The sequence below is a fragment of the Acinetobacter gyllenbergii CIP 110306 = MTCC 11365 genome (genome assembly GCF_000413855.1).
GTDB lineage: Bacteria > Pseudomonadota > Gammaproteobacteria > Pseudomonadales > Moraxellaceae > Acinetobacter > Acinetobacter gyllenbergii.
In genome coordinates this window covers 83,437-108,658 of the sequence record NZ_ATGG01000028.1, presented here as the reverse complement: position 1 = coordinate 108,658, position 25,222 = coordinate 83,437, and the positions used below count along the sequence as shown (strand labels likewise).

The 25,222-nt window shown below is 44.1% G+C and carries 25 protein-coding genes and 2 pseudogenes; 24 read left to right on the top strand and 3 right to left on the bottom strand.

All coding sequences use genetic code 11. From position 1 onward, the window contains the following. The 3 genes from lldR to dld all read left to right on the top strand — a co-directional run bounded on the left by lldR (position 1) and on the right by dld (position 3,918). Positions 1–753, top strand: coding sequence for a transcriptional regulator LldR (gene lldR / locus F957_RS03755; protein ID WP_004801820.1), 753 nt, complete (start codon positions 1–3; stop codon positions 751–753). After that, a complete protein-coding gene (lldD, locus tag F957_RS03760) occupies positions 750–1,901 on the top strand; it encodes an FMN-dependent L-lactate dehydrogenase LldD (protein WP_016542520.1) in 1,152 nt (383 codons plus the stop codon). Before lldR ends, lldD begins: the two co-directional genes overlap by 4 nt. A gap of 310 nt (positions 1,902–2,211) precedes the next feature. After that, complete coding sequence (gene dld, locus F957_RS03765; RefSeq protein ID WP_016542521.1) at positions 2,212–3,918, top strand: D-lactate dehydrogenase; 1,707 nt, start codon at positions 2,212–2,214, stop codon at positions 3,916–3,918. A 59-nt stretch (positions 3,919–3,977) separates the two neighbouring features. Here dld and F957_RS03770 read toward each other — a convergent pair whose 3' ends face one another. Next, complete coding sequence (locus F957_RS03770; protein WP_005200881.1) at positions 3,978–5,192, bottom strand: amino acid aminotransferase; 1,215 nt, start codon at positions 5,190–5,192, stop codon at positions 3,978–3,980. A gap of 453 nt (positions 5,193–5,645) precedes the next feature. On the opposite strand from F957_RS03770, the gene F957_RS03775 reads away from it, so the two are divergent. The 17 genes and pseudogenes from F957_RS03775 (at position 5,646) to F957_RS03845 (ending at position 19,138) form a co-directional block, all read left to right on the top strand. Continuing rightward, on the top strand, positions 5,646–6,356 hold the full coding sequence (locus F957_RS03775; RefSeq protein WP_005186499.1) for a GntR family transcriptional regulator: 711 nt from the start codon (positions 5,646–5,648) through the stop codon (positions 6,354–6,356). Further along, on the top strand, positions 6,349–7,233 hold the full coding sequence (gene prpB / locus F957_RS03780; RefSeq protein ID WP_016542523.1) for a methylisocitrate lyase: 885 nt from the start codon (positions 6,349–6,351) through the stop codon (positions 7,231–7,233). The genes F957_RS03775 and prpB overlap by 8 nt, the downstream gene beginning before the upstream one ends. Before the next feature lie 270 nt (positions 7,234–7,503). Beyond that, the gene (gene prpC, locus F957_RS03785; protein WP_004656677.1) at positions 7,504–8,661 is read left to right on the top strand and encodes a bifunctional 2-methylcitrate synthase/citrate synthase; all 1,158 of its coding nucleotides are present in this window, start codon (positions 7,504–7,506) and stop codon (positions 8,659–8,661) included. After that, positions 8,661–11,279 carry a Fe/S-dependent 2-methylisocitrate dehydratase AcnD gene (gene acnD, locus F957_RS03790; protein WP_016542524.1) on the top strand — a complete coding sequence of 873 codons (2,619 nt, stop codon included), beginning with the start codon at positions 8,661–8,663 and terminating at the stop codon, positions 11,277–11,279. Before prpC ends, acnD begins: the two co-directional genes overlap by 1 nt. 76 nt (positions 11,280–11,355) lie before the next feature. Continuing rightward, entirely contained in the window at positions 11,356–11,841 is a 486-nt protein-coding gene (locus tag F957_RS03795) for a hypothetical protein (RefSeq protein WP_016660538.1), read from the top strand. A gap of 54 nt (positions 11,842–11,895) precedes the next feature. After that, a pseudogene (locus F957_RS22145) lies at positions 11,896–11,970 on the top strand (hypothetical protein); the annotation flags it as partial. Between the two features lie 228 nt (positions 11,971–12,198). Then, entirely contained in the window at positions 12,199–12,429 is a 231-nt protein-coding gene (locus tag F957_RS03800; RefSeq protein WP_016542525.1) for an antitoxin, read from the top strand. Further along, a pseudogene (vapC, locus tag F957_RS22095) lies at positions 12,429–12,847 on the top strand (type II toxin-antitoxin system tRNA(fMet)-specific endonuclease VapC). The gene F957_RS03800 and the pseudogene vapC overlap by 1 nt, the downstream one beginning before the upstream one ends. A 130-nt stretch (positions 12,848–12,977) precedes the next feature. Continuing rightward, positions 12,978–13,121 carry a zinc ribbon-containing protein gene (locus F957_RS21290; RefSeq protein ID WP_004637424.1) on the top strand — a complete coding sequence of 48 codons (144 nt, stop codon included), beginning with the start codon at positions 12,978–12,980 and terminating at the stop codon, positions 13,119–13,121. A 127-nt stretch (positions 13,122–13,248) separates the two neighbouring features. Continuing rightward, positions 13,249–13,824, top strand: coding sequence for a DUF4126 domain-containing protein (locus tag F957_RS03810; protein ID WP_016542527.1), 576 nt, complete (start codon positions 13,249–13,251; stop codon positions 13,822–13,824). Between the two features lie 42 nt (positions 13,825–13,866). Next, the gene (locus tag F957_RS03815; RefSeq protein WP_016542528.1) at positions 13,867–14,568 is read left to right on the top strand and encodes a hypothetical protein; all 702 of its coding nucleotides are present in this window, start codon (positions 13,867–13,869) and stop codon (positions 14,566–14,568) included. A gap of 123 nt (positions 14,569–14,691) precedes the next feature. Then, positions 14,692–15,393: a hypothetical protein gene (locus tag F957_RS03820; RefSeq protein ID WP_016542529.1), complete on the top strand. Its 702-nt coding sequence runs from the start codon at positions 14,692–14,694 to the stop codon at positions 15,391–15,393. 72 nt (positions 15,394–15,465) lie between these two features. Next, positions 15,466–16,353, top strand: a complete 888-nt coding sequence (locus F957_RS03825) for a DMT family transporter (RefSeq protein WP_016660536.1) — start codon at positions 15,466–15,468, stop codon at positions 16,351–16,353. 570 nt (positions 16,354–16,923) lie between these two features. Continuing rightward, positions 16,924–17,376 (top strand): hypothetical protein, encoded by a 453-nt coding sequence (locus tag F957_RS03830; protein WP_016542531.1) that lies wholly within the window; start codon positions 16,924–16,926, stop codon positions 17,374–17,376. A gap of 96 nt (positions 17,377–17,472) precedes the next feature. Next, on the top strand, positions 17,473–18,138 hold the full coding sequence (locus F957_RS03835) for an RluA family pseudouridine synthase (RefSeq protein WP_016542533.1): 666 nt from the start codon (positions 17,473–17,475) through the stop codon (positions 18,136–18,138). 24 nt (positions 18,139–18,162) lie between these two features. Further along, on the top strand, positions 18,163–18,636 hold the full coding sequence (locus tag F957_RS03840) for a GNAT family N-acetyltransferase (protein WP_016542534.1): 474 nt from the start codon (positions 18,163–18,165) through the stop codon (positions 18,634–18,636). Between the two features lie 136 nt (positions 18,637–18,772). Next, positions 18,773–19,138, top strand: a complete 366-nt coding sequence (locus F957_RS03845) for a ribonuclease E inhibitor RraB (protein ID WP_016542535.1) — start codon at positions 18,773–18,775, stop codon at positions 19,136–19,138. A gap of 62 nt (positions 19,139–19,200) precedes the next feature. Here the strand turns inward: F957_RS03845 and F957_RS03850 are convergent, their stop codons facing one another. Beyond that, positions 19,201–19,668: an Lrp/AsnC ligand binding domain-containing protein gene (locus F957_RS03850; protein WP_004773316.1), complete on the bottom strand. Its 468-nt coding sequence runs from the start codon at positions 19,666–19,668 to the stop codon at positions 19,201–19,203. Positions 19,669–19,807: 139 nt separating this feature from the next. Here F957_RS03850 and F957_RS03855 point away from each other — a divergent pair, with 139 nt between their 5' ends. From F957_RS03855 to F957_RS03870, 4 genes are all read left to right on the top strand, one after another. After that, positions 19,808–21,064 carry a D-amino acid dehydrogenase gene (locus tag F957_RS03855; RefSeq protein WP_016542536.1) on the top strand — a complete coding sequence of 419 codons (1,257 nt, stop codon included), beginning with the start codon at positions 19,808–19,810 and terminating at the stop codon, positions 21,062–21,064. Between the two features lie 23 nt (positions 21,065–21,087). Further along, positions 21,088–22,191: an alanine racemase gene (gene alr, locus F957_RS03860; RefSeq protein ID WP_016542537.1), complete on the top strand. Its 1,104-nt coding sequence runs from the start codon at positions 21,088–21,090 to the stop codon at positions 22,189–22,191. A 9-nt stretch (positions 22,192–22,200) separates the two neighbouring features. Continuing rightward, positions 22,201–22,560 carry a RidA family protein gene (locus F957_RS03865; RefSeq protein WP_016542538.1) on the top strand — a complete coding sequence of 120 codons (360 nt, stop codon included), beginning with the start codon at positions 22,201–22,203 and terminating at the stop codon, positions 22,558–22,560. A gap of 190 nt (positions 22,561–22,750) precedes the next feature. Next, positions 22,751–24,187 (top strand): amino acid permease, encoded by a 1,437-nt coding sequence (locus F957_RS03870; protein WP_016542539.1) that lies wholly within the window; start codon positions 22,751–22,753, stop codon positions 24,185–24,187. Between the two features lie 65 nt (positions 24,188–24,252). Here F957_RS03870 and F957_RS03875 read toward each other — a convergent pair whose 3' ends face one another. Continuing rightward, a complete protein-coding gene (locus F957_RS03875; protein WP_016542540.1) occupies positions 24,253–25,134 on the bottom strand; it encodes a LysR family transcriptional regulator in 882 nt (293 codons plus the stop codon). Positions 25,135–25,222 lie beyond the last annotated feature (88 nt).

Genomic DNA, 25,222 nt, shown 5'->3' with positions numbered 1-25,222 from the left:
ATGAGAATCTCCGATCAAGTGGTCATGAAATTACAGGCACTCATTGAGCAACGCCAGATGAAACAAGGTGATCGCTTACCTGCCGAGCGCCAACTGGCGACCAGCTTAGGCGTATCTCGTCCGTCCTTGCGTGAAGCGATTCAACAGTTGAATAGTCAGGGGGTGTTGAGTAGCCGCCGTGGTGATGGGACCTATATTCAACAATTACCCGAGCAGTGGCCGCAACAGCTCATCGTCAATCCGATCAGTCATTTGATTGAAGAAGATCCACTGTACCGTTTTGATGTACAGGAAGCGCGTTTGTTGCTTGAAGGCGGCACTGCATGGTACGCCGCATTGCGTTCAACACCTGAAGATCGTGCCAAAATTCATCATTGTTTTGATGAGATCAGCCGTTATCAAAATGCAGGCGATTCAGCTCGGGCGGCAGTGGCGGATGCAGAATTTCATTTAGCGATTGCGGAGGCCTCACACAATATTGTGCTGATCCAAATGATGCGTAGTTTGTTTGACTTGCTGCAATACAACGTCTTGCTCGGGCGTAACAAAGTTTATAACCATCCTGTCAATGGTGACTTGCTCAGCGAGCAGCATTTTCAGGTGATGGATGCGATTGATCGTCAAGATCCCGAAGCTGCACGCCAAGCGGTGTGTGGGCATATTGAATTTGTGATTAATCATGTACGTGCTCTGGGCGAAGATGAAGCGCGCCAGAAACGTGCAACACGTTTAACGAGAGTGGACTCAAAATGATTATTTCTTCTGGCAATGATTATCGTGCTGCGGCACAACGTCGTTTACCGCCGTTTTTATTTCACTATATCGACGGTGGTGCCTATTCAGAACATACCTTAAAACGTAATGTGCAGGATCTTTCTGACATCGCCTTGCGTCAACGGGTGTTGAATGACATGTCCGCGCTGAGTCTGGAAACCAAACTGTTTAATGAAACCTTGTCGATGCCTGTGGCATTGGCACCCGTGGGTTTAACGGGTATGTATGCACGTCGTGGCGAAGTTCAGGCGGCAGTGGCAGCAGATCAAAAAGGGATTCCATTTACTTTATCGACGGTTTCGGTCTGTCCGATTGAAGAAGTGGCGCCTGCAATTCAGCGTCCAATGTGGTTCCAGCTCTATGTGTTGCGTGATCGTGGCTTTATGCGTAATGCCTTGGAACGTGCTAAAGCGGCAGGTTGTTCGACACTGGTGTTTACCGTGGATATGCCAGTGCCGGGTGCGCGCTATCGCGATGCGCATTCAGGGATGAGTGGTCCAAATGCGGCGATGCGTCGTTATGTGCAGTCTATGTTTCATCCGCATTGGGCATGGAATGTCGGGATGTGTGGTCGTCCGCATGATTTGGGCAATATCTCGAAATATTTAGGTAAACCGACTGGGCTTGAAGATTATATCGGCTGGTTAGGTTCTAATTTCGATCCGTCGATTTCATGGAAAGATCTGGAGTGGATTCGTGAGTTTTGGGATGGCCCGATGGTGATTAAGGGGATTCTGGATCCTGAAGATGCCAAAGATGCAGTCCGTTTTGGTGCAGACGGCATCGTGGTATCCAATCATGGTGGGCGGCAACTGGATGGGGTGCTGTCTTCTGCACGGGCTTTACCTGCGATTGCTGACGCGGTGAAGGGTGATCTGGCGATTCTGGCTGATTCAGGTATTCGTAATGGTCTGGATGTGGTGCGGATGTTGGCCTTGGGTGCGGATACGGTGTTATTGGGTCGTGCCTTTGTTTATGCCTTGGCAGCAGCAGGTGGGCAAGGGGTGTCTAACTTGCTCGATCTGATTGATAAGGAAATGCGGGTGGCGATGACCTTAACAGGGGCTAAGTCGATTCAAGAGATTAATGCGGATTGTTTGGTACAGGCAATCAAACAAGGTTTTTAAAAATAATTTGCTAAGTGATGCAGTAGGCACGGCCTCCAAGTCTGGTGACATGCTTATGTCTGAGGTATAGGCATTTGTCACTTTTGAAGGATCAAAAGTAACCAAAAATCCTCTATTGCGATGACGGTACTTCCCTGCTACCGCATCGGAACAGGCGGCATCCTTGCCGCCAACCGCGATAGCAAATAAAGGGCTGATTCAAATTAGAGAATCAGCTAGTCCACAAACCGTAAGTCCCTGTCGTGTTGATCTAGTTTTAGCATGCATAAGATATAGCTAGATTTTATATGAATGACCCAAAGGAGCCATCATGCAAACATTTTCTCCCAAAGCAGTGATTGGTCGTTTACAGCAGATTGTTGGACGTCAGCATGTACTGAGCGATGATCAAAGTACCCGCCAGTATCGGCAAGGTCGTCGTTTTGGTGAGGGTAAAGTCTTTGCAGTAGTGATCCCTGGCACCTTGCTAGAACAGTGGCAGGTATTACAAGCAGCGATTGAAGCGGATTGTATCGTCATCATGCAAGCGGCCAATACGGGCCTGACTGGTGGTTCAACCCCCTATGGCGATGATTATGACCGCCCTGTGTTGGTGATGAGTACACGCCGTTTAAAAGGCATTCAAGTGATTCATGAGGGTCAGCAGGTGATTTGCTTGCCGGGGGCGACCTTGGACAATCTGGAACAAATCCTGAAAGGCTATGATCGTGAACCGCATTCGGTGATTGGTTCTTCCTGTATCGGTGCTTCGGTGTTGGGTGGGGTCTGTAATAACTCAGGTGGTGCCTTGGTGCGTCGTGGGCCTGCGTATACGGAGTTAGCACTGTATGCGCAAGTGAGTGCGCAAGGTCAGCTGGAATTGGTGAATCATCTGGGGGTGAACTTGGGCGCAACGCCAGAAGAAATCCTGACCCGTTTAGAGCAACAACAATATCAAGCCACAGATATTTTAGATGATGCAGAAAAACAGGCATCCGATCAGCGTTATGCGCAAGATGTTACCCAAGTCGATGCCGATAGCCCTGCACGTTTTAATGCTGATCCATCGCGTTTGTTTGAAGCCTCAGGTTCGGCAGGGAAAATCTGCGTGTTTGCGGTACGTCTGGATACCTATGAAAAGGTCGAGAGCAATGTCTTTTATATCGGCAGCAATGATGCCGACGACCTGACCGCGATTCGCCGTTATTTATTGACTTCATTGCCAAGCTTGCCGATTGCAGGGGAATATATTCACCGCGATGCCTATCATATTGGTGAAAAATATGGCAAAGATACCTTTCTGTTTATTGAAAAATTTGGCACCGCCAATGTGCCGAAAGCTTTTGCATTAAAAGACAAGCTCGATGGCTTTTTAGAAAAATTTAAAATCAAAGGACTCACCGATCATCTTTTACAAGCGGTCACGACCTTGTTACCGAGTCATTTACCGAAACGGATGACCGAATATCGCGATCGTTATGAGCATCATCTGATGTTACGCGTTGAAAATAATTGCAAAGCCCAGACCGAGCAATTTTTACAAGACTATTTTGCGGTGCATGCTTCGGGCAATTTCTTTGTCTGTGATGCGGATGAAGGGCGTAAAGCCTTTTTGCATCGTTTTGCCGTGGCAGGTGCCGCAATTCGTTATCGTGATACCCATCGGGATGAGGTTGAGGATATTGTGGCGCTAGACATCGCTTTACGCCGCAATGACCGTGAATGGGTCGAGCAATTGCCTGTGGAGATGGAACAGCAGATCATACATAAGCTCTATTATGGGCACTTTTTCTGTCATGTCTTTCATCAGGATTACATCCTTAAAAAAGGCAATGATCCTTTAGCGATGGAGCACAAAATGTGGCATTTGCTGGATGCCCGCCGCGCGGAATATCCTGCCGAACATAATGTCGGTCATTTGTATATTGCCAAGCCTGCATTGGCCAATTTCTACCAGAAACTTGATCCGAATAATTGTTTTAATGTCGGGATTGGACAGACTTCTAAATTAAAATATTGGGGCAAGGCCAAGTCCTGACTTTAAATAAAACAGGAAATAAAAAAGGCGCTTCAAGCGCCTTTTTTATGCGTGATAACTTAAGCGGTTGCAGCAGATTTTGCTAAAACTTCAGCCACTGCTTTGGCAACTTTGTATACGTTGTTCATGTTCAGGCCTGCAACACAGATACGACCACTTCGTACCAAGTAGATTGCATATTCTTCACGAAGAATGTCCACTTGCTCAGCGGTTAAACCGGTATAGCTGAACATGCCTTTTTGATTCACAAGGTAGCTAAAGTCACGCTCAGGAAGGGCTTTAGTCAACTCATCTTTTAAGATGCTACGCATTTTGATAATACGCTCACGCATCTCTTTGACTTCGCCTTGCCATTGTTGATTCAGATCAGCGTCATTTAACACTTGATCAACCAACCATGCACCTGTTGTTGGTGGGCTAGAGTAGATACGACGTACCGTTGCTTTCAACTGACCGAATGTGCATTTTGCTGCTTCAGCATCGTCACATACGAACGTTAAACCGCCAACACGCTCACCGTAAAGTGAGAAGATTTTAGAGAACGAGTTGCTGACAATAAAGTTTAGACCTGCTTGGTCTAAAGCACGAATGGCATAGGCATCTTGTTCCATACCGTCGCCGAAACCTTGATACGCGATGTCGAGGAATGGAATCAGGTTACGTTCTTTTAATACCACAATCACTTGATCCCATTGTGCTGGATTCAAGTCTGCGCCTGTTGGGTTATGGCAGCATGGGTGCAATAACACAATGCTTTGTTCTGGCAATGTTTTCAGCGTAGACAACATCCCATCAAAATCAACGCCACGTGTTTCAGCATCGAAGTATGGGTAGAAGTTGCTCTTGATACCAGCACCATTGAAGATGGCAACGTGGTTATCCCAAGTTGGTTGGCTGACCCAAACTTCTGAATTTGGGAAGTAGGTTTTTAAGAAGTCTGCACCGACTTTTAATGCACCAGAACCACCCAACGTTTGAATCGTTGCAACACGACCTTGTTGAATTGCAGGGCTGTTGGCACCAAACAATAAGGCTTGAATCGCATCACGGTAAGGCTTGAAACCTTCCATTGGTAAGTAAAGCTTGGTTTGCGTATTTTTAGGTGCAATACGTTTTTGTGCTTCGATAATGGTATCAAGCTGAGGAACGATACTGTCTTCGTTATAGTACAAACCAATACTGAGGTTGACCTTTTCAGCACGTGGATCAGCATTGAACTGTTCCATCAATGAAAGGATCGGATCGCCTGCATAAGGTGGGATATGTTGAAACATTAACAATGTCCTTTTCTTCAACAAAGTGCATAGATGTCTGGGGAGGTTGGCGCTTCAGGAGCGGAACCTTTGATGCCCAATAATGTATCAATAAAGGCTGCATGAAGCACGCTGTTATTTACATTTTGGTGCAGTATTTACTTACAAAATTTGTCGCTACGAGCTGATTATAAAGATTGTCTACAATCAAGCTGTCATACCATGGTCGTAGTATTAAAACTATAAGGCTGCCCAATAGATCAAAGCGCAGGGCTGAATAATGAGTGTGAATATTGTTAATTTATTGTTTTATCTGTTTTTATATAAGATTTTTGCAAGTGTGTTGATCAGCAAGCTGGTTATATCTCGCTAGCCGAATTGGCAGCACCAGTCAGATTTATTGTCGACAATCCTATTGCATTTTTTCTGTTATCTGGTTATAAAATCATAAAAATTGTAGAGATTGTCGACAATATGCAAGATACCCTTGTTCCTCAAGCCCTCAGCACCAGTCAGGGAATGACCCTGACGGAACACGTATTTAAGCAAATTCAGTCGGCAATTGTTTTAGGGCATATTCCTGCGGGCAGCAAGATTTCAGAACCTGAACTCGCGCGTATTTATGGCATCAGTCGCGGGCCTTTACGTGAGGCGATTCATCGTCTGGAAGGGCAGAAACTGGTGGAGCGAACTGCGCATGTCGGTGCCCGTGTGGTATCACTGTCACTGCAACAGTTTCAAGAACTCTATCAAATTCGTGCCTCTTTAGAAGGCTTGGCCTGTAAACTCGCTGCACAGCATATTGATAAAAAACAGATTCTGGCCTTGCGTGATGTATTGCGTATGCATGCCGAGGATGAAAACTTTAAAGCAGGTAAGGGTTACTATCTGCAAGAAGGTCAGGATGATTTCCATTACTGCATTATCAAAAGCAGTGGCAATAAAACCTTAGAAAAAATGTTATGCGATGAGCTGTATCACCTCATCCGGATGTATCGAATCCAGTTTTCAAATACCCCAGATCGCCCAAGTAAAGCTTGGGATGAACATATCCGCATATTAGATGCGATTGCTGAAGGTGACGGTGAGCTTGCCGAAATGCTAATGCACCGTCACATCAATGCATCTTACAAAATTGTTGAGCAAACATTGCTACAAAATCAAGGAGAACAACAACATGGCTAAACAGTCTGCTGGTCAGCTATTCCGCGACGCGGTCGCAAATGAAAAACCATTACAAGTGGTCGGTGCAATCAATGCCAACCATGCGTTATTGGCAAAACGCGCTGGCTACAAGGCGATCTATTTGTCAGGTGGTGGTGTGGCTGCAGGTTCTTTGGGTTTACCTGATTTGGGTATCAGTAACCTTGATGATGTATTGACTGATGTACGCCGTATTACTGATGTCTGTGATCTGCCGTTATTGGTCGATGTGGATACAGGTTTTGGTGCTTCCGCGTTTAATATCGCACGTACCACCAAGTCGATGATCAAGTTCGGTGCTGCTGCAATGCATATCGAAGACCAAGTCGGTGCTAAACGTTGTGGTCACCGTCCGAATAAAGCCATCGTAACCCAACAAGAAATGGTCGATCGTATTAAAGCCGCGGTCGATGCACGTACCGATGACAGCTTTGTGATCATGGCACGTACCGATGCGCTCGCGGTTGAAGGTTTACAAGCTGCGATTGACCGTGCAGGGGCGTATATCGAAGCAGGTGCAGACATGCTGTTCCCAGAAGCGATCACTGAATTGGCCATGTATAAGCAATTTGCGGAACTGACTAAAGTGCCCGTTTTAGCCAATATCACCGAATTTGGTTCAACGCCATTATTTACTACGGAAGAATTGGCTTCTGCCGATGTCAGCATTGCGCTCTATCCACTGTCTGCATTCCGTGCCATGAATAAAGCAGCAGAAAATGTTTATGAGACTTTGCGTAAAGAAGGTACGCAAAAGAATGTGGTCGACACCATGCAAACCCGCCAAGAACTGTATGAACGCATTAACTACCATGCGTTTGAACAATATCTTGATGGAACTTTTGCGAAGAATAAATAAGTAAACCCTTAATTCATAAGAATTTAGGTTGAAATTTGCTATGCAGAAAAGTCATCTGCAACCTGTGTGGTTTAAACAAGATATTGTTTCTGCGATAGATTGATTAAATGGTGTTATTGGACAGGTTTTGCAGATGACAATGGTTTTGCCTACTTTTCCCGAAAGAAAAGTAGGTCGAACCGAAGGTTTATCCTGAAACAGGATGAGAACTCGGCACGACTCCGTTGAGTTGCTCAAAAATAAATTAAATAGATAGAAAAGGACAATCTTATGAGCAGTAATGAAACGCCAACAGGCTTCAAACCAAAAAAATCAGTTGCACTCAGCGGACAAGTGGCAGGCAACACTGCACTCTGTACCGTAGGCCGCAGCGGCAACGACTTACACTACCGCGGCTATGACATTCTTGACCTTGCCGTCGGCAGCCAGTTTGAAGAAGTGGCACACCTTCTGGTACACGGCAAACTTCCAAATAAAGCCGAACTCAAAGCTTATAAAGCAAAATTAAAAGCGCTGCGTGGCTTACCCGCAGCATTGAAAACAGCACTTGAGCAACTGCCACCATCTGCACACCCAATGGATGTGATGCGTACTGGCGTCTCTGTATTGGGTTGCTTAACCCCAGAACATGAAGACCACAACGAAGCGGGCGCAAAAGACATCGCTGATAAATTGATGGCAAGCTTGGGTTCAATGTTGTTGTACTGGTATCACTTCAGCAACAACGGTCGTCGTATTGAAGTTGAAACCAATGATGACTCGATTGCTGCACATTTCTTGCATCTCCTTCATGGCGAAGCGCCATCGGAAGAATGGATTCAAGCGATGCACACTTCTTTGATTCTGTATGCAGAGCATGAGTTTAATGCATCGACCTTTACTTCACGTGTGGTGGCAGGGACAGGTTCAGACATGTACTCAGCAATCACAGGCGGTATCGGTGCGTTACGTGGACCTAAACACGGTGGTGCCAATGAAGTGGCGTTCGTGATTCAACAACGTTATGACAATGCAGATGAGGCAGAAGCGGATATCCGTAGCCGTGTTGAGAAAAAAGAAGTGGTGATTGGCTTTGGTCACCCAGTTTATACCGTTTCTGATCCACGTAACGAAGTGATCAAGCAAGTGGCGCGTGAACTTGCTGAAGCACAAGAAAATACCAAGATGTATGTGATCGCTGAACGTTTAGAAGCCGTGATGAAAGAAGTGAAGAACATGTTCCCGAATCTCGACTGGTTCAGTGCGGTGAGCTATCACTTGATGGGTGTGCCAACGGCAATGTTCACGCCATTATTCGTGATTGCACGTACTGCGGGTTGGTCTGCACACGTAATTGAACAGCGTCAGGACGGTAAAATCATTCGTCCAAGTGCCAACTATACCGGTCCTGAAAATCTTGAATTCAAACCATTGGCGGAGCGTGGTTAATGAACACAAAATATCGTAAACCGCTGGCAGGTACCCAGCTCGAATATTATGACGTGCGTCAAGCCGTTGAAGATATTCAGCCAGGCGCATACGAAAAGCTGCCATACACCTCGAAAGTGTTGGCTGAACAGCTGGTGCGTAAAGCGGATGCCGAGAATTTAACAGCCTATTTAACCCAGTTGATCGAACGCCGTCAGAATCTTGATTTTCCATGGTATCCAGCACGTGTGGTCTGTCATGACATCTTGGGTCAAACCGCATTGGTGGATCTTGCAGGTCTGCGTGATGCGATTGCAGACAAAGGCGGTGATCCTTCCAAGGTCAATCCTGTGGTACCAACTCAGTTGATCGTGGATCACTCTTTGGCAGTGGAGTTCGGTGGCTTTGACCCTGATGCATTTGAGAAAAACCGTGCAATCGAAGACCGCCGTAATGAAGACCGTTTCCACTTTATTGAGTGGACTAAAACCGCTTTTAAAAATGTCGATGTGATCCCTGCGGGTAACGGCATCATGCATCAGATCAACTTGGAGAAAATGTCTCCAGTGATTCAAAACCGTGACGGCTTGGCTTTCCCTGATACCTGTGTCGGTACCGATTCACATACCCCACATACCGATGCGCTTGGCGTGATTTCAGTCGGTGTCGGTGGTTTAGAGGCTGAAAATGTGATGCTCGGACGCGCGTCTTGGATGCGTCTGCCAGACATTATCGGGGTTGAGTTTGTCGGTCAGCGTCAAGCAGGCATTACTGCAACCGATATCGTGTTGGCATTGACTGAGTTCTTACGTAAAGAACGTGTGGTCGGTGCATATCTAGAGTTCTTCGGTGAAGGTGCTGACAGCATGTCTGTGGGCGACCGTGCCACCATCTCAAATATGACCCCAGAATATGGCGCAACTGCGGCGATGTTCTATATCGACCAGAACACCATCGATTATTTACGCCTGACCGGTCGTGAAGATACGCAAGTGGCTTTGGTTGAGCAATATGCCAAAGAAATCGGTCTTTGGGCATCAGATATGACCCAAGCTGAGTACCCACGTGTACTTCGTTTTGATCTTTCAACGGTGACTCGTAACATTGCAGGCCCATCAAACCCGCATGCACGTGTGTCTACGGCTGATTTGAAAGCCAAAGGCATTGCAGGGAATTTAGAGCTTGCCAAGGCACAAGAAGCAGAAGGTTTAATTCCTGATGGTGCTGTGATTATTGCTGCAATTACCTCATGTACCAATACCTCTAACCCACGTAACACGGTTGCCGCAGGTCTATTGGCACGTAAAGCCAATGAACTCGGCTTGGTACGTAAACCTTGGGTGAAATCATCATTTGCACCAGGTTCTAAGGCGGCTGCGCTGTATCTTGAAGAAGCAGGCGTATTAGGCGATCTGGAGAAACTTGGTTTTGGTATCGTAGCGTATGCATGTACTACCTGTAATGGGATGTCAGGCGCACTTGATCCTGTGATTCAACAAGAAATCATTGAGCGTGACTTATACGCGACTGCCGTGCTTTCGGGTAACCGTAACTTTGATGGTCGTATCCATCCCTATGCAAAACAAGCGTTCTTGGCATCTCCGCCACTTGTGGTAGCGTATGCGATTGCAGGAACCATTCGTTTTGATATCGAAACAGATTCGCTCGGAAATGACAAAGACGGTAATCCAATTTACCTGAAAGATATCTGGCCTTCGGATGCTGAAATTGATGCGCTGGTGAAAGAAGCAGTGAAGCCTGAACAGTTCCGTAAAATCTACATTCCAATGTTTGATTTGGGTGTTAATGAAGAAGCGGCGAGCCCACTATATGATTGGCGTCCAATGAGTACTTATATTCGCCGTCCTCCATACTGGGAAGGGGCGTTGGCTGCACCACGTACTTTAGCCAACATGCGTCCGCTTGCGATCTTGGGTGACAACATCACTACCGATCACTTGTCTCCATCGAATGCGATTGTGTTAGACAGTGCTTCTGGTGAATATTTGGCGAAAATGGGTGTGCCTGAGGAAGACTTTAACTCTTATGCAACCCATCGTGGTGATCACTTAACCACACAACGTGCCACCTTTGCCAACCCGAAACTGTTTAATGAAATGGTGGTTCGTTCAGACGGCAGCATTAAGCAAGGTTCAAAAGCACGTGTTGAGCCAGAAGGTGAAGTGATGCGGATGTGGGAAGCGATTGAAACCTACATGAACCGTAAGCAACCATTGATCATTGTTGCGGGTGCGGATTATGGTCAGGGTTCAAGTCGTGACTGGGCGGCAAAAGGTGTACGTCTTGCAGGGGTTGAAGCGATTGTTGCTGAAGGTTTTGAGCGTATTCACCGTACTAACTTAGTGGGTATGGGTGTTTTACCGCTTGAGTTTAAGCCGGGTGTGAACCGTAAGACCTTAAAGCTAGATGGTACTGAGCTTTATAGTGTGATTGGTAATATTGCACCGCGTTCGACTTTAACTTTAGTGATCGAACGTGCCACAGCGGATGGTAAGGAAGAGATTGTTGAAGTGCCTGTGACTTGCCGCCTAGATACAGAAGAAGAAGTTTCTGTGTATGAAGCGGGTGGGGTATTACAGCGTTTTGCACAAGATTTTTTAGAAGGTCAAGTGGCGTAATACTTTGATCTGAAAGTAATTGATTCTGTTTAATAAAGACCCTATCTTGATGATGGGGTTTTTTATTGAGATAAGAATGGAACAACATACTATAATTTTGAACTGGGAAGGTCCTTTTACCTTGGACGAAGTTCTAGAAAATAAGCAAAGATCTAACGGATTGTATATTATTACTGGCAAAGGTAAGTACGAAAGATGTATAGATATTCAGTATTGTGGAATAACGGAAGGCAGTTTCTATAATAGGTTGAAGAACCATCATAAAGCTTCATTAGTAACACGAGAACAAGAAATTTGGTTAGCAAAAGTTGAATATCCAGTTGAAGTTACTAGAACTTTTTTAGAAAAGGCGGAATCAATAATAGTTTATTTTTGGCAACCTAATTTAAATGATAGAAAAAAAGTGTATCCACCTACGCCTATAACGCTTGTTAATAAATGGTACAAAAAAGATGGGTCACCTCGATTACGTCAGCATTCAATAATGAAGGATTTAGCTGATGTATTATGTTGGGATGGTGAGCATTGGCGAAGTGGAAATCTTAGCGTTTATGCAAATTAAAATTTGATAATGCATGTATGTTATTGATGAAGAATATATTACTAACTGTTTAATAAAGTTTCTGTTTATGAAGCGGGTGGGGTATTACAGCGTTTTGCACAAGACTTTTTAGAAGGCCAAGTGGCTTAATACCTTAGCTAAAAGCGATCATAGTGTGATTAAAAGACTCTACTTTGTGTAGGGTCTTTTATTTTTATATAAAATAAATCTGGCTTCATCTTTTTTTTAATTTTGAAGATGAATGACGTTAAATATTTAGCTGTATTTGGCTTTATTTATTTTGATCAAATATTGTTGCTAAAGTGATCAAATAGTACCTATCATAAGGTATATATCAGAACGATTGGAGTCGCGACAATGTCTACCGCAAAAGTTTTTATGGCCGGTCGTAGTCAAGCGATTCGCTTACCGAAAGAGTTTCGATTTGAAGGCACAGAAGTTGAAATATTTCGCCGTGGCGATGAAGTGATCCTACGTGAAAAACCAATCACTGCAGAACGCTTATTCAATGTATTAGCACAAATGCCAGATGATTTTTATGCAGAAGAAAGAGTGGATCAACCACCACAAGAACGAGAAGAGTTTTAATGCAGACACAATATTTATTGGATACCAATATTTGTATCTATATCAGCAAACATCAGCCTGAAAGTGTCCGCCAGCATTTTGAAAAACATCTTCCCCATCGGAATATTTTAATCTCGGTAATTACCTTGGGTGAACTACGTTTTGGTGCTGAAATAGTCAAAGCAAAGAAAAAGCCTTAAACGTCATTGATGAGTTTACCTCAATAATTCAAGTCGCTGAATTAGATGAAGATGTCGCGGATCATTATGCACAAATACGTCAAGCGCTTTCTTCCAAAGGTCAGATTATTGGATCTAATGATTTATGGCTTGCAGCGCACGCCAGAGCAAATAATTGGGTAATGGTCACCAATAATGAAAAAGAGTTTTTACGTGTTGATGGATTGCGTGTGGAGAATTGGGTATCGAATCCCTTATAACTCGTTTAAATTTTAGTTAAGCATCATTCTTCACCTTTCCGACATCACCACTTGTCGGAAAGGTCAATAAATAATCAAAACTATCACGCTATAGTATATGTACCATTTCTAAAATCTATGGAGAACAAAGATGGTCACTGCTGGCGAAAAACCTGGAACAGGCTTCTATTTTTGTGTTCAATGCGGACACCGCACCTATTTAGAAATTGGTACTGATCGTTTACCTCCGTGTACCAAATGCCTTGGCAATCAATTCAACAGTAAGAATGCCTAAGCCGCAAAATACCAAACAGTTACCCACTGTTTGAATAAAAGCCCTATCCCTTGATAGGGCTTTTTGTTACCTTAAAAATAAGATGTAAATAACAAGACCTGTCATAGGCATAGAAAGGTAATCCATGATGGAAACAATTTTAGGACTCTGTATTGGCGTTGGGCTCAGCGCAGCTTGTGGCTTTCGCGTCTTTGTTCCCTTGTTGGCCATGAGCATTGCGACCTTATTGGGTTGGTATCAACCTGCCCAAGGCTTTGAATGGTTAGCCATCCCATCAGTCTGTATGGCACTGGGTTTCGCCACAATCTGTGAAATCGCAGCCTACTATGTGCCATGGGTGGATAACTTATTAGATACCATTGCCACACCTGCGGCTGTGGTGGCAGGAACGGTCACAACGATGGCGGTGAGTAGTGGAGAAATGTCCCAGTTTGCCACTTGGGCAGCGGCATTGATTGTCGGTGGCGGAACCGCTGGTGTGGTGCAAATGAGTACGGTTGCAGCACGTGGTGTCTCGACGGCAACCACAGGTGGATTGGGGAATTTTGTGATCTCGACCGGTGAGTTGATTGGCTCGATCGTATTGTCGATTTTGGCTTTTATCATGCCTGTGCTAATTACTGTCTTGGTGATTGTTTTTATTATTGATGCCGCACGCTGGATTCGTTCAAAAAAACAAGAGAAACTCAGCCATTCCATATAAATGCAATAAGTCTGATAACAACCTGAATGGTGACATAAAAAGATGATCAAGACGCAAGTGATTGCCGCATTATTCGTATTATCAGGCTTAGCGATACTGCCACAACTCAGCTTTGCTCAAGAACAACCGACAGCGGAAGAGCTTAAATTAGGCCAAGACCAAGTCACGTATCAAGCCTATATCCCTGCAAAATATCGTTTATTTAAAGCCATTGAAGGTGACTTGAATAAAGATGGCATAAACGATGTCGTGCTGATGGTGAAAGCAACCGATCCCAAAGATTTTGTTGAACATGAGTACCGTGGTCGTATCGATATTAACCGCCGCGGCGTGATTGTATTACTCAACGAAAAAGGCACTTACAAGCAAATTGTTAGTAATTTAAGTTGTTTTTACTCGGAAAATGAAGACGGTGGTGTTTATTTCGCCCCTGATATACGCGTAGAAATTAATAATAATGTGCTGAATGTACACTTTGCCCATGGACGCTATGGCTATTGGCGTTATCTATTTCGCTTGGAAGGCAATGATCTACGTCTGATTGGTTATGACAATTCAAGCAATCATGGGCCTTATATTGAAAGCCAAACCAGTATTAACTTTTTAACAGCAAAGAAAGTTATTCGTGACAATTTAAGTCAAGACTTTGAAGGTGAACCAAAATTTAAGGAAAAGTGGAGTAAAATTAATCCAGCCCCAATCTATCTATCGAAAATTAAAGAGTTTGATTATTTAAGTTTTTAAGAAAGGGTCACAAGTTTGAAGATTGTTGCCGCAGGTTGAATTCGCACAAAATGCCAAGAGAAATTCAGTCATTGTTTATAAAAGAAATAGCATCAATAACCACCTGAATGATGAGATAAAAAGATGATAAAGACCCAGCTCATTGCCGCCTTATTCGGCTTTTTAAGCCTATCTGCACTGCCGCAAGTCAGCTTTGCCCAAGAACAACCGACAGAGGAAGAAATTAAATTAGGTCAAGATAAAGTCACCTATCAAGCCTATATCCCTGCAAAATACCAACTCTTTAAAGCCATTGAAGGCGATCTGAATAAAGATGGCTTGAAGGATGTGGTGCTGATCGTCAAAGCCACCGATCCCAAAGCCTTGGTTGAACATGAATATTATGGACATTTAGACCGCAACCGTCGTGGCGTGATTGTATTGCTGAATCAAAAAGGCAAATACAAAGCTATTGTCAGCAATCTCAATTGTTTTAGCTCTGAAAATGAAGATGGCGGTGTCTATTTCCCGCCCGAGCTATGGATGGAAATTAAAAATAATGTGCTGAGGGTTTATTATTCGCATGGACGTTATGGTTATTGGCGTTATCTATTTCGCTTGGAAGGCAATGATCTGCGCCTGATTGGATATGATAATTCAAGCAATCATGGCCCGCTCATTCAAAGTGAAACCAGTATTAATTTTTTAACAGGCAAAAAGGTTTTTCGTGAAAATTTAAGCCAAGACCCAGAAAAAGATCCACGGTTTAAAGAAACATGGAGCAAAATCAATCAGGTGCCCATCTATCTATCCAAAGTGAAGGACTTTGATGATTTAAGTTTTTAAGCACTGACACCTATCGAAAAACCAGTCAGAACAGCGTAAATTAGCGGCACTGACAATATTGCGTTCAAGCTTATGATGCTTACTTGGATTCTGTTCACGCTCATGGCTGCATTTATGCAGGCTTGGCGCAATGCATTTCAAAAACAACTCAGTACCAGCGTGGATGTCTATGGCACCACACTTGCTCGCTTTATCTTTTCACCGATCTTTGCTTTTAGCTATTTGGCCTTTCTCTATTGGCATCAGCCTGTCACAACATCGGTGCATTTTTCCGATAAATTCTGGCTGTATATCGTGATTGCAGGCATTAGTCAGATCTATGCCACTGCTCTAATGGTGAAACTATTCCAGCAAAAGAACTATGCCATTGGGGTGGGACTGGCCAAAAGTGAAGCGATCTTGGCCGCTTTGGTCGGTGTTTTGTTTTTACAGGAACATCTCAGCACATGGGGCTGGGTTGGGGTAGCGATTGGTGGACTTGCGGTATTTTTACTGAGCAAAGGCAAGCAACAGTCCGATCTGTCCTTTAAAACCTTGATGATTGGACTTGGGAGTGGCCTGTGTTTTGCGATTACCTCTTTATTGGTGCGCGAAGCCAGTTTAGAACTGAGCATGTTGCCATTCTTACATCGTGCGGCTTGGGTACTGTGTAGTCTGATCAGTTTTCAATGCATCGTACTGTTGGTCTATCTCGGATTTTTCAGCCGCCCGACATTGTTTAAAATGTGGCAACGTGTTGGCTTAACCTTAAGAGTGAGTATCTGTAGCTTTTTGGCTTCAGTCGGCTGGTTTAGCGCCATGAGTATGCAGACTGTGGCGATTGTGAAAACGCTGGGTCAGGTCGAAATTCTATTTAGTCTATTAATCTCAGCCTTCTTTTTTAAAGAAAAGCTCGCCAAAACTGATCATTTAGGCCTGTGGCTGGTGATTGTGGCAGCGATTATGGTGATTTGGGCATAAATCAAAATTTATTTTTGAAAAAATACACATGTAAATTTGGATTTATCGGAATATAAATCGTGGTTTTTTATTAGATGTGGGAAATATTTTAACTTTTAGAATAGAGTGTGCAAAATTATTTCATTGATCACCAAAAATAGCTGTTTTTAGGAAAACAATCCCACCGTGATCTGCCTAAACTATGTCTCAAGGGTGTGAAAGGGATCGAAAAGAGTAGCATGCACCGACGCTTATAAAGCAAGTGTGTACGAACCCAAAAGGTCTCGATTCGGCTTAGGACGCTATAGATCAAAAGTTTATAGGCAAAGGTTATGGCTTACAAAGTCATAGGTGTTGAAGTAAACAACCTCTGTTTTCCCTTGATACCCTAAAAAATTTAAGTAAATAGAAAAGAATAATCAGACCTAAATAATAAAAACTAGATCAATAAAACCAAAATTGAATGTGAAGTAAATCTTGAAATTCTTCAATTGTGAATATAAGTCGATATTTTTATATTAAAAAACAAGGTGATATAATTGTTTTTATATTAATAAATCAAAAAAATCACATTAATAGGTCAGCACCCGCATGAATGAGTTCGAGCTTAAAATTCGCTATCCACATCAAATGAATCATAATGACATCGATCATGTCGGTACCTTCGATTTGGCAACGATTTTAACCAAATTTGACGAGATGACATGGCGTCAGCAGTTGGTTCGTCAATTACAACTCAATGGTGCAGATACCCGTTTTATGGTGACGGATCATCGTACTGAACAGACCATTGCAATTACTCTGGATGCCTATGCCAAGTCACAACAGCTTGAATTTAAACTGGACAGTGATATTCCCGTCATCATTCCTAAAAAGGATCTGTTTGGTTTGGTCACACGTAAAAGCAAAGACAGTATTTCGTTTAAACAACTCAGCCTTACCCGAGTCAAAGACTACCTGATTGCGTTTTTAAATCGGGATATTGCCACATTAGAACAACTCTATAAACAAGGCTTGGGCAAAGGACTAAAAACACCATCTTGATCGTGATAGCGATGAGGAAAATCAGCAGTTGCGAAAGCCGTTGACGCAACTATAATCACTTCCCATCCTGTATCCGATTGCATTTGTTCTGTTGCCATGGCTCTAAACGACAATTTTATTTATACCCCGCCACAAGATGCTTTAGAGATCGTCTATGAAGATGACGATTTGCTGGTGATCAATAAGCCTGCTGGGCTATTGTCTGTGATGGGGCGTTTACCTGAACATCAGGACAGTGCCTATTTACGGGTTTTAGAAAAATATCCTGCGGCCAAAGTCACGCATCGTCTGGATATGGCAACTTCGGGCTTACTCATGTTTGCCAAACATCGTGATGCAGAAGTGGCGATCAGTAAAATGTTTCAGGCGCGTACTGTCAAAAAATACTATGTGGCCTTGGTACAGGGACAGATTCAGCGCGAGGGTAGTGTGGAAGTCCCCCTGATCACCGATTGGGAAAACCGTCCGCGTCAGATGGTTCATTTTGAATTGGGTAAGCCTGCCAAGACCTTATTTCAACTGATGCACTATGATGCAGTAACGGATCAAAGTCGTGTTCGCTTAGAACCTGTCACAGGGCGTTCCCATCAACTGCGCGTGCATATGATGCATATCGGCCATCCAATTTTGGGCGATAAGCTTTATCATCCTGAGCCCGCCAAATTCCATTTAAAACGCATGGCGCTGCATGCGGCTTATTTGGCATTTCAGCATCCTTTAAAAAAGCATGCAGTTGAACTCCATTCTGAGCTAAAGTTCTAAGCACGACCATCAATAGGCCAGCGCATGTATTCGATTCAACAATCCGAATGGACAGCACTCTCTGCGATACAGCAACTGCAACTCAAGGCACTTTTATTGGAAGCTGATCCTAGTTGGCAGCAGGTCTCAACCTATTTATTGCAGTCGAATCTGTTCTTTATATTGAATGATCAGGGGCAGATCATTGCGCAACTTTGTTTGTTCAAAACAGATGATCAAGCTGAAATTAAAAATCTAGCTGTAGATTCATGTTATCAAGGACAAGGTCTTGCCAAGGCTCTGATTCAATCTGCTATTGCAGAGAGTAAAGGTCAAAATATCCAAATTTTATGGGTCAAAACAGGTAATTCCAGTCTGGATCAATTGGCGCTTTATCAGAAATGTGGCTTTCGTTTGTCGCATATAGAGCCAGACGTATTTAGAGATTATCCAGAACCTATCTATGAACATGGCATTCGCTGTCTCGACCAAGTGGTCCTGCGTCTGGGATTAGATTGAATACAGGCTTCGTCTGTTATTCTTGTTTTGATTGCTTTTGACTACAATATTTATATTAATGCGTCTAAAAACTGACATAAAAATCGGTTAATCTATAGCCAAATATCAAGTCCAAAACACAACAAAGGATATTTCTATGACACGCGACTATGACCAATTCCCAGATAATGATAATGGCAATGTGCTGTGGCAGATGGTTGAGGATGGCAATGACCTGAGTGAGCCGCATGAAGTCGAATTTTCGATTGTTTTTGAGAAGCAGGAACAAGTTGAAAAATGTGCCTTGCATCTGTTACACCAAGAACAAAAAATTTCTTTTTTTCAGGAAGAAGTCCATTCAGACGGTTCAGATCTGTGGGTACTGAATATCCATGTGAATATGATTTTGGAATATGAGGATATCGCAGACTTGGAAGAATGGATGACCAAGATCGCTCAAGAGTTCAATGGCGAGTATGATGGCTGGGGCTGTATGAGCTATATTTATGACGAAGATGAATAACCCTTGTTCTGTGGGATAAAAAGCTCTGTTCAGAGCTTTTTTTATTGATTATAAATCAGAGTTTAAACGCCCATATCCAAATATAAAGACTCTTTGACTTCTTCCATCACCACATAGCTATGTGAAGAGGCTGAGGCAGGTAGTTTTTTTAATAAGTCACCTAACAGACGGCGATAGGCACTCATTTCTTTTAAGCGTGCTTTGACCAGATAATCAAACTCACCTGAAATCAAATGGCATTCCAGTACTTCGGGGATATCGACTAAATCTCGTGCCACCTGATCAAATACATCACCCGATTTGGCCGAGAGCTTGATCTCCAAAAACACCAACAAGTTGCGATCCACATATTCAGGATTGAGTCGGGCGTAATAGCCCATGATGATACCTTCACGTTCCAAACGTTTGACCCGTTCTGAGCAGGGGGTGGTAGACAGGTTGACCCGAGATGCCAACTCACTGATGGCAATCCGGCCTTCACGCTGCAAAATGTCTAAAATCAGGCGATCAATACGGTCTAATTTACGCATCATTTATTTCCTTTTATTTTCATTTTTTCGTGACGAAAATATGAAATTACCTAGATTATACCCATAAAATCAGTGAAAAAAACTATTGATCCAAAAATATACTAGTTAAATAACCTAGTGTGTGCTTGAGGGATCTATTATGCGCGTAATCGTTTTAGGAAGTGGCGTCATCGGTGTGGCAAGTGCCTATTATCTTGCACAACAAGGTGCGCAAGTGACGGTACTTGACCGTCAATCAGGACCTGCCAAAGAAACCAGTTTTGGTAATGCAGGTCAAATCTCCCCAGGATACTCAACCCCGTGGGCAGCACCGGGTATTCCATTCAAAGCCGTTAAGTGGATGTTCCAGCATCATGCGCCATTAGCCATCAATATTGATGGCAGTATGTGGCAGTTGCAGTGGATGGCACAGATGCTAAAAAACTGTAATCCACAAAGCTATGCGGTGAACAAAGAACGCATGATGCGTGTGGCAGAATACAGTCGTGACTGTTTACGTGATTTAAGAGCAGAAACCGGCATCAACTACGAAAACCGTTCAAAGGGCACCTTACAAGTGTTCCGTAGCGATGCACAACTTGAAGCGGTACAACGTGATATTCAAGTATTGCAAGAATGTGGTGTCGACTTCGCGTTATTGAATGCCCAAGAATTGGCGAGTGTAGAGCCGGCTTTAGCCCATACCGATAAACTGGTCGGTGGCTTACATTTACCGAATGATGAAACGGGCGATTGCTATTTATTTACCAATGCCTTGGCAAAGCTTGCGCAAGATTTGGGTGTGGAATTCAAATTCGATCAAAATGTCGAAAACCTGATTGTTGAAGGCGATGAAATCAAAGGCGTCAAGGTCAATGGTGAGGTTCTCACTGCGGATCGTTATGTCTTGGCCTTTGGCAGTTATTCGCGTGATTTCTTAAAACCATTGGAACTGAATTTACCAGTTTATCCAGTCAAAGGTTATTCACTGACGATTCCGATTGTAGAGCCAAAATTTGCACCACAATCTACGGTCTTGGATGAAACCTACAAAGTTGCGATTACCCGTTTTGATCAACGTATCCGCGTTGGGGGTATGGCAGAACTCAGTGGTTTTAATCTCGGATTGAATCAAGATCGCCGTGCCACCTTGGAAATGGTGACTCAGGACTTGTTCCCAGGTGGTGATCTCGCTCAGGCTTCATTCTGGACAGGCCTACGTCCAATGACCCCAGACAGCACGCCGATTATTGGTGCAACTCAGTACAAGAACCTGTTCCTGAATACGGGACACGGGACTTTAGGTTGGACCATGGCTTGTGGTTCAGGCAAATTGATCAGTGATCTGGTTATGAACCACCGTCCTGACATCAGTACCGATGGTTTGTCGATTCAACGTTATTCACACGCTGCTTAATTGCACAGACAAGGAAGTGAATTATGCCTCGTCCAATTACTGCGGTGATCCATGCCCAAGCCTTACGCCAAAATCTCGCGGTGGTGAGGCAAGCAATGCCAAACAGCAAAGTGTTTGCGGTGGTTAAAGCCAATGCTTATGGGCATGGCATTGAACGTGTTTACGAATCTTTTAAAAGCGCCGATGGTTTTGCCTTGCTCGATCTGGACGAAGCTAAACGTCTGCGGGCTTTGGGCTGGACAGGGCCGATTTTATTGCTGGAAGGGATTTTCTCTGCCCAAGACCTGTTTGATTGTGCTCAATACCAACTCAGTTTTACCGTGCACAATACGCAACAGGTGGCGTGGATACAGCAGCATGCTTATCCAGCCCAGTTCGATATTTTCCTCAAAATGAATAGTGGTATGAACCGTTTAGGTTTCAAGCCACCGCAATATCGTGACATTTGGCAGCAGCTCAGCCAGTCGAACAACATTGCCAGCATCACCCATATGATGCATTTCTCCGATGCCGATGGTGACCGTTTTGGTGAAACAGGTATTGACTATCAACTGCAGCAGTTCGACGCCGCGATTGCAGGTTTGCCAGGGGAAAGATCGGTCAGTAACAGTGCTGCAATCTTAAGATATCAAACTCAACTACAGTCGGACTATGTACGTGGCGGCATCATGCTGTACGGTAGTTCTCCCGATTATCCCAAGCATACCATTCAGGACTGGGGCCTTGCGCCAAGCATGAGCTTGCGCAGTGAAATTATTGCCGTGCAACAGCTCGATGCACAGGAAAGTGTTGGCTATGGTTCCAGCTATGTGGCCGAGCAACCGATCCGAATCGGCATTGTGGCCTGTGGCTATGCCGATGGTTATCAACGCATTTCAGCAACAGGCACCCCAGTTTTGGTCAATGGGATTCGTACCCAAATCATTGGACGGGTCAGCATGGATATGTTGGCGGTAGACCTCAGCCCGATCAGCGATGCCGATGTTGGCAGTGAAGTGGTGCTTTGGGGCCAGTCCAGTTCAGGCTCAGTTTTAGCCATTGATGAAGTGGCAGCAGGTTCAGGCACTATCGGTTATGAACTGATGTGTGGCGTGACTGCACGTGTTTCATTTATTACTCAGGAATAAGGATTTCTTATGTCTCATTCAGATATTCAAAAGCTCAATACCAATGAAGTGATGAGTGCTGTAACGGTATTCAATAAGGTGGTGTATTTATCAGGTCAGGTGCCTAAAAATGCGGACCTAGATATTGAAGGGCAAACCCGTGAAATACTTGCAACCATCGAACAACTACTCGCTTCAGCAGGGACGGATAAATCACGTTTATTGTCTGCGCAATTATTTTTAAAAGATCTTTCAGATTTCCCTGTGGTCAATACCATTTGGATTGACTGGTTAAAAGGTCATGTTGCACCTTCGCGCGCGACTATTCAGGCAGACTTGGTCAATCCGAAGTGGTTAATCGAAATTGCAGTCGTTGCAGCACAAAAATAAAGCGATCCGCTTTATTTTTGTTTAAAAAATATAAAAAAAGAAGAAAAGTAACGTATTTGCAGTAGATAAAACGTAGTCAGATACGTATTTTCTTGCAATCGAAATGAGTCAGCCGTCTTTAAAAGACAGCTAGGGTATGGCGTATAAATCAAGGCTGACTCATTTAGGAAAATAGTAAAAGGAACTTTATATGACGGTTACATCTCAACAGTCAGAAGGCGAACAGTCGCCCCAAGACTTACAACGTAAACTCTCCAATCGCCATTTGCAGTTAATCGCCATCGGCGGTGCAATTGGTACGGGCCTATTCATGGGCTCAGGCAAAACCATCTCTTTGGCAGGCCCATCGATTCTGTTTATTTACATGATCATTGGGGGCATGTTTTTCTTTTTAATGCGTGCACTGGGTGAGTTATTACTTGCCAACCTGCATTACAAATCCTTTGTCGATATGGCGCATGATCTGATTGGACCATGGGCAGGTTATTACATGGGCTGGACCTATTGGTTGGGTTGGGTGCTGGTCGGGATTGCCGATCTGGCTGCCGTAATCAATTATCTCACCTTTTGGTTGCCCGAAGGCACCATGTTTACTCCAATTGGACAGGCCGCCATTAGCGCAGGCTGTGTATTGTTTGTGCTGTTCTTAAACCTGCTCACCGTGCGCCTATTTGGTGAAATTGAATTCTGGTTTGCCCTGATCAAGATTTTAGCGATTATCGGTTTGATTGGTGTTGGTGGTTATATGATCTTTAGCCATTTCCATGCACCGCATGGTGCTGTCGCTTCGCTCAGTAATGTTTGGTCGCATGGTGGTATGTTTCCAAAAGGTTTGGATGGCTTCTTGGCTGGTTTTCAGATCGCAGTCTTTGCCTTTGTCGGTGTGGAATTGATAGGAACTACCGCTGCTGAAACCAAAGATCCGCATAAGAATTTACCAAAGGCGATTAATGCGATTCCGATTCGGATTATTTTGTTCTATGTGTTGGCCTTGTTGGTGGTGATGTCAGTGACACCTTGGAACATTATCCGTGCCGATAAGAGTCCATTTGTCGAGTTGTTCCTGAATGCAGGGATTGTGACCTCAGCGATCATCATGAATTTGGTCGTCCTGTCTTCAGTGATGTCTTCCATGAACAGTGGTGTGTTCTCGACCAGTCGGATGCTGTTTGGTTTATCTAAAGATGGTCAGGCACCCAATGCCTTTGGTCGTTTATCCAAAAGTGCCGTGCCTGCCAATGGTCTGATCTTCTCGTGTGTGTTCATTATGGGCGGGGCGGTGTTGCAATACTTTGTGCCGAATACCCTTGAGGCTTTCACTTTGGCGAGTTCACTGTGTGTGATTCTATTCATTAGTGTCTGGAGTCTGATCATGGTGTGTTATCTGCGCTACCGAAAATTACGTCCAGAACTGCATGCACAATCCAAGTTCAAAATGCCGGGTGGTGTATTCATGTCTTATATCGTGATTGCCTTCTTGTTATTTGCTTTGGTGATTTTGGCACTTGAACCAGATACCTTAAAAGCACTGTATGTTAGCCCATTGTGGGTGGTTATTTTGGCAGTGACCTACCAGCTGATGTATAAACCCCGCATGAAAAAATTGGGGCGTGAATTGACCCAATAGCCTATGCTGATAGGAGTAAAAAACCGATCTCCATTGATCGGTTTTTTATGGTCTAGCGATTGTGTTTAATCCACCAATAAATGCTGATATTGATCGGCCTGTTTACGTAGATAATCCCAGACCAGTTTAATACGGGGTTCATGTTGCAAATCGACAAAGGTCAGCATCCAAAAGGTATGGGTATAGCGCACCTGTTGCTCTAATACCGTTTCAAGCTCGGGTTTATCATCGGCCAAAAACTTGGGCAAAATGGCCAATCCTGCACCTGCACTTACGGCAATTTGCTGCGCTAAAATACTACTACTGCGGAAGTTGGCATTCAGTTTCAAAGGTAAACGTTCCAGACAGTACAGCTCGGGGCTATAGACCAGATCATCAATATAATTGACAAAACGATGTGGAGTTAAATCCTGCAAATGCCGAATTGGGGGATGCTGCGTCAGATAGCTTTTGCTGCCGTAAATTTTTAAACAATAGTCGGACAAGCGCGTAATGATATAGGGACCAGAGGTGGGTCGTTCAATTGAAACCACAATATCGGCTTCACGATGCGACAACTTGATCATTTTCGGCACTGGAATCAGGTCAATGGTCAGCGAGGGATATTGAATGGAAAACTCCGCTAACAAGCGTGCCAGAAAGGCAGTACCAAAACCTTCAGGTGTGCCAATTCGCACACGGCCTTGCAAAGGTTGGTCGGGCTTTTCAATTTGCAGAAAGGCATATTCCATTTGCTCAACCCGTGGCACTAACGCCATGCCTTCCAGCGTCAGCTCATAACCAGAGGCCTCACGTTTAAATAAGGTCACCCCTAAAGCTTGTTCTAAGGCTTGAATCCGCCGTGCCACGGTACTGTGTTCCACCCCGATAATCCGTGCCGCATTGGTCAATGTTTTGGTGCGTGCCAGTACTAAAAAAAACTGTAGATGATCCCAATCCACTTTCATTGTTATGGTCTTCCTTGTGCATATTTGCACAACGATCGTGCATTAATTTGCGTTGGTGGTCAAAGCTTTCTTTGCTAGTCTCGAATAA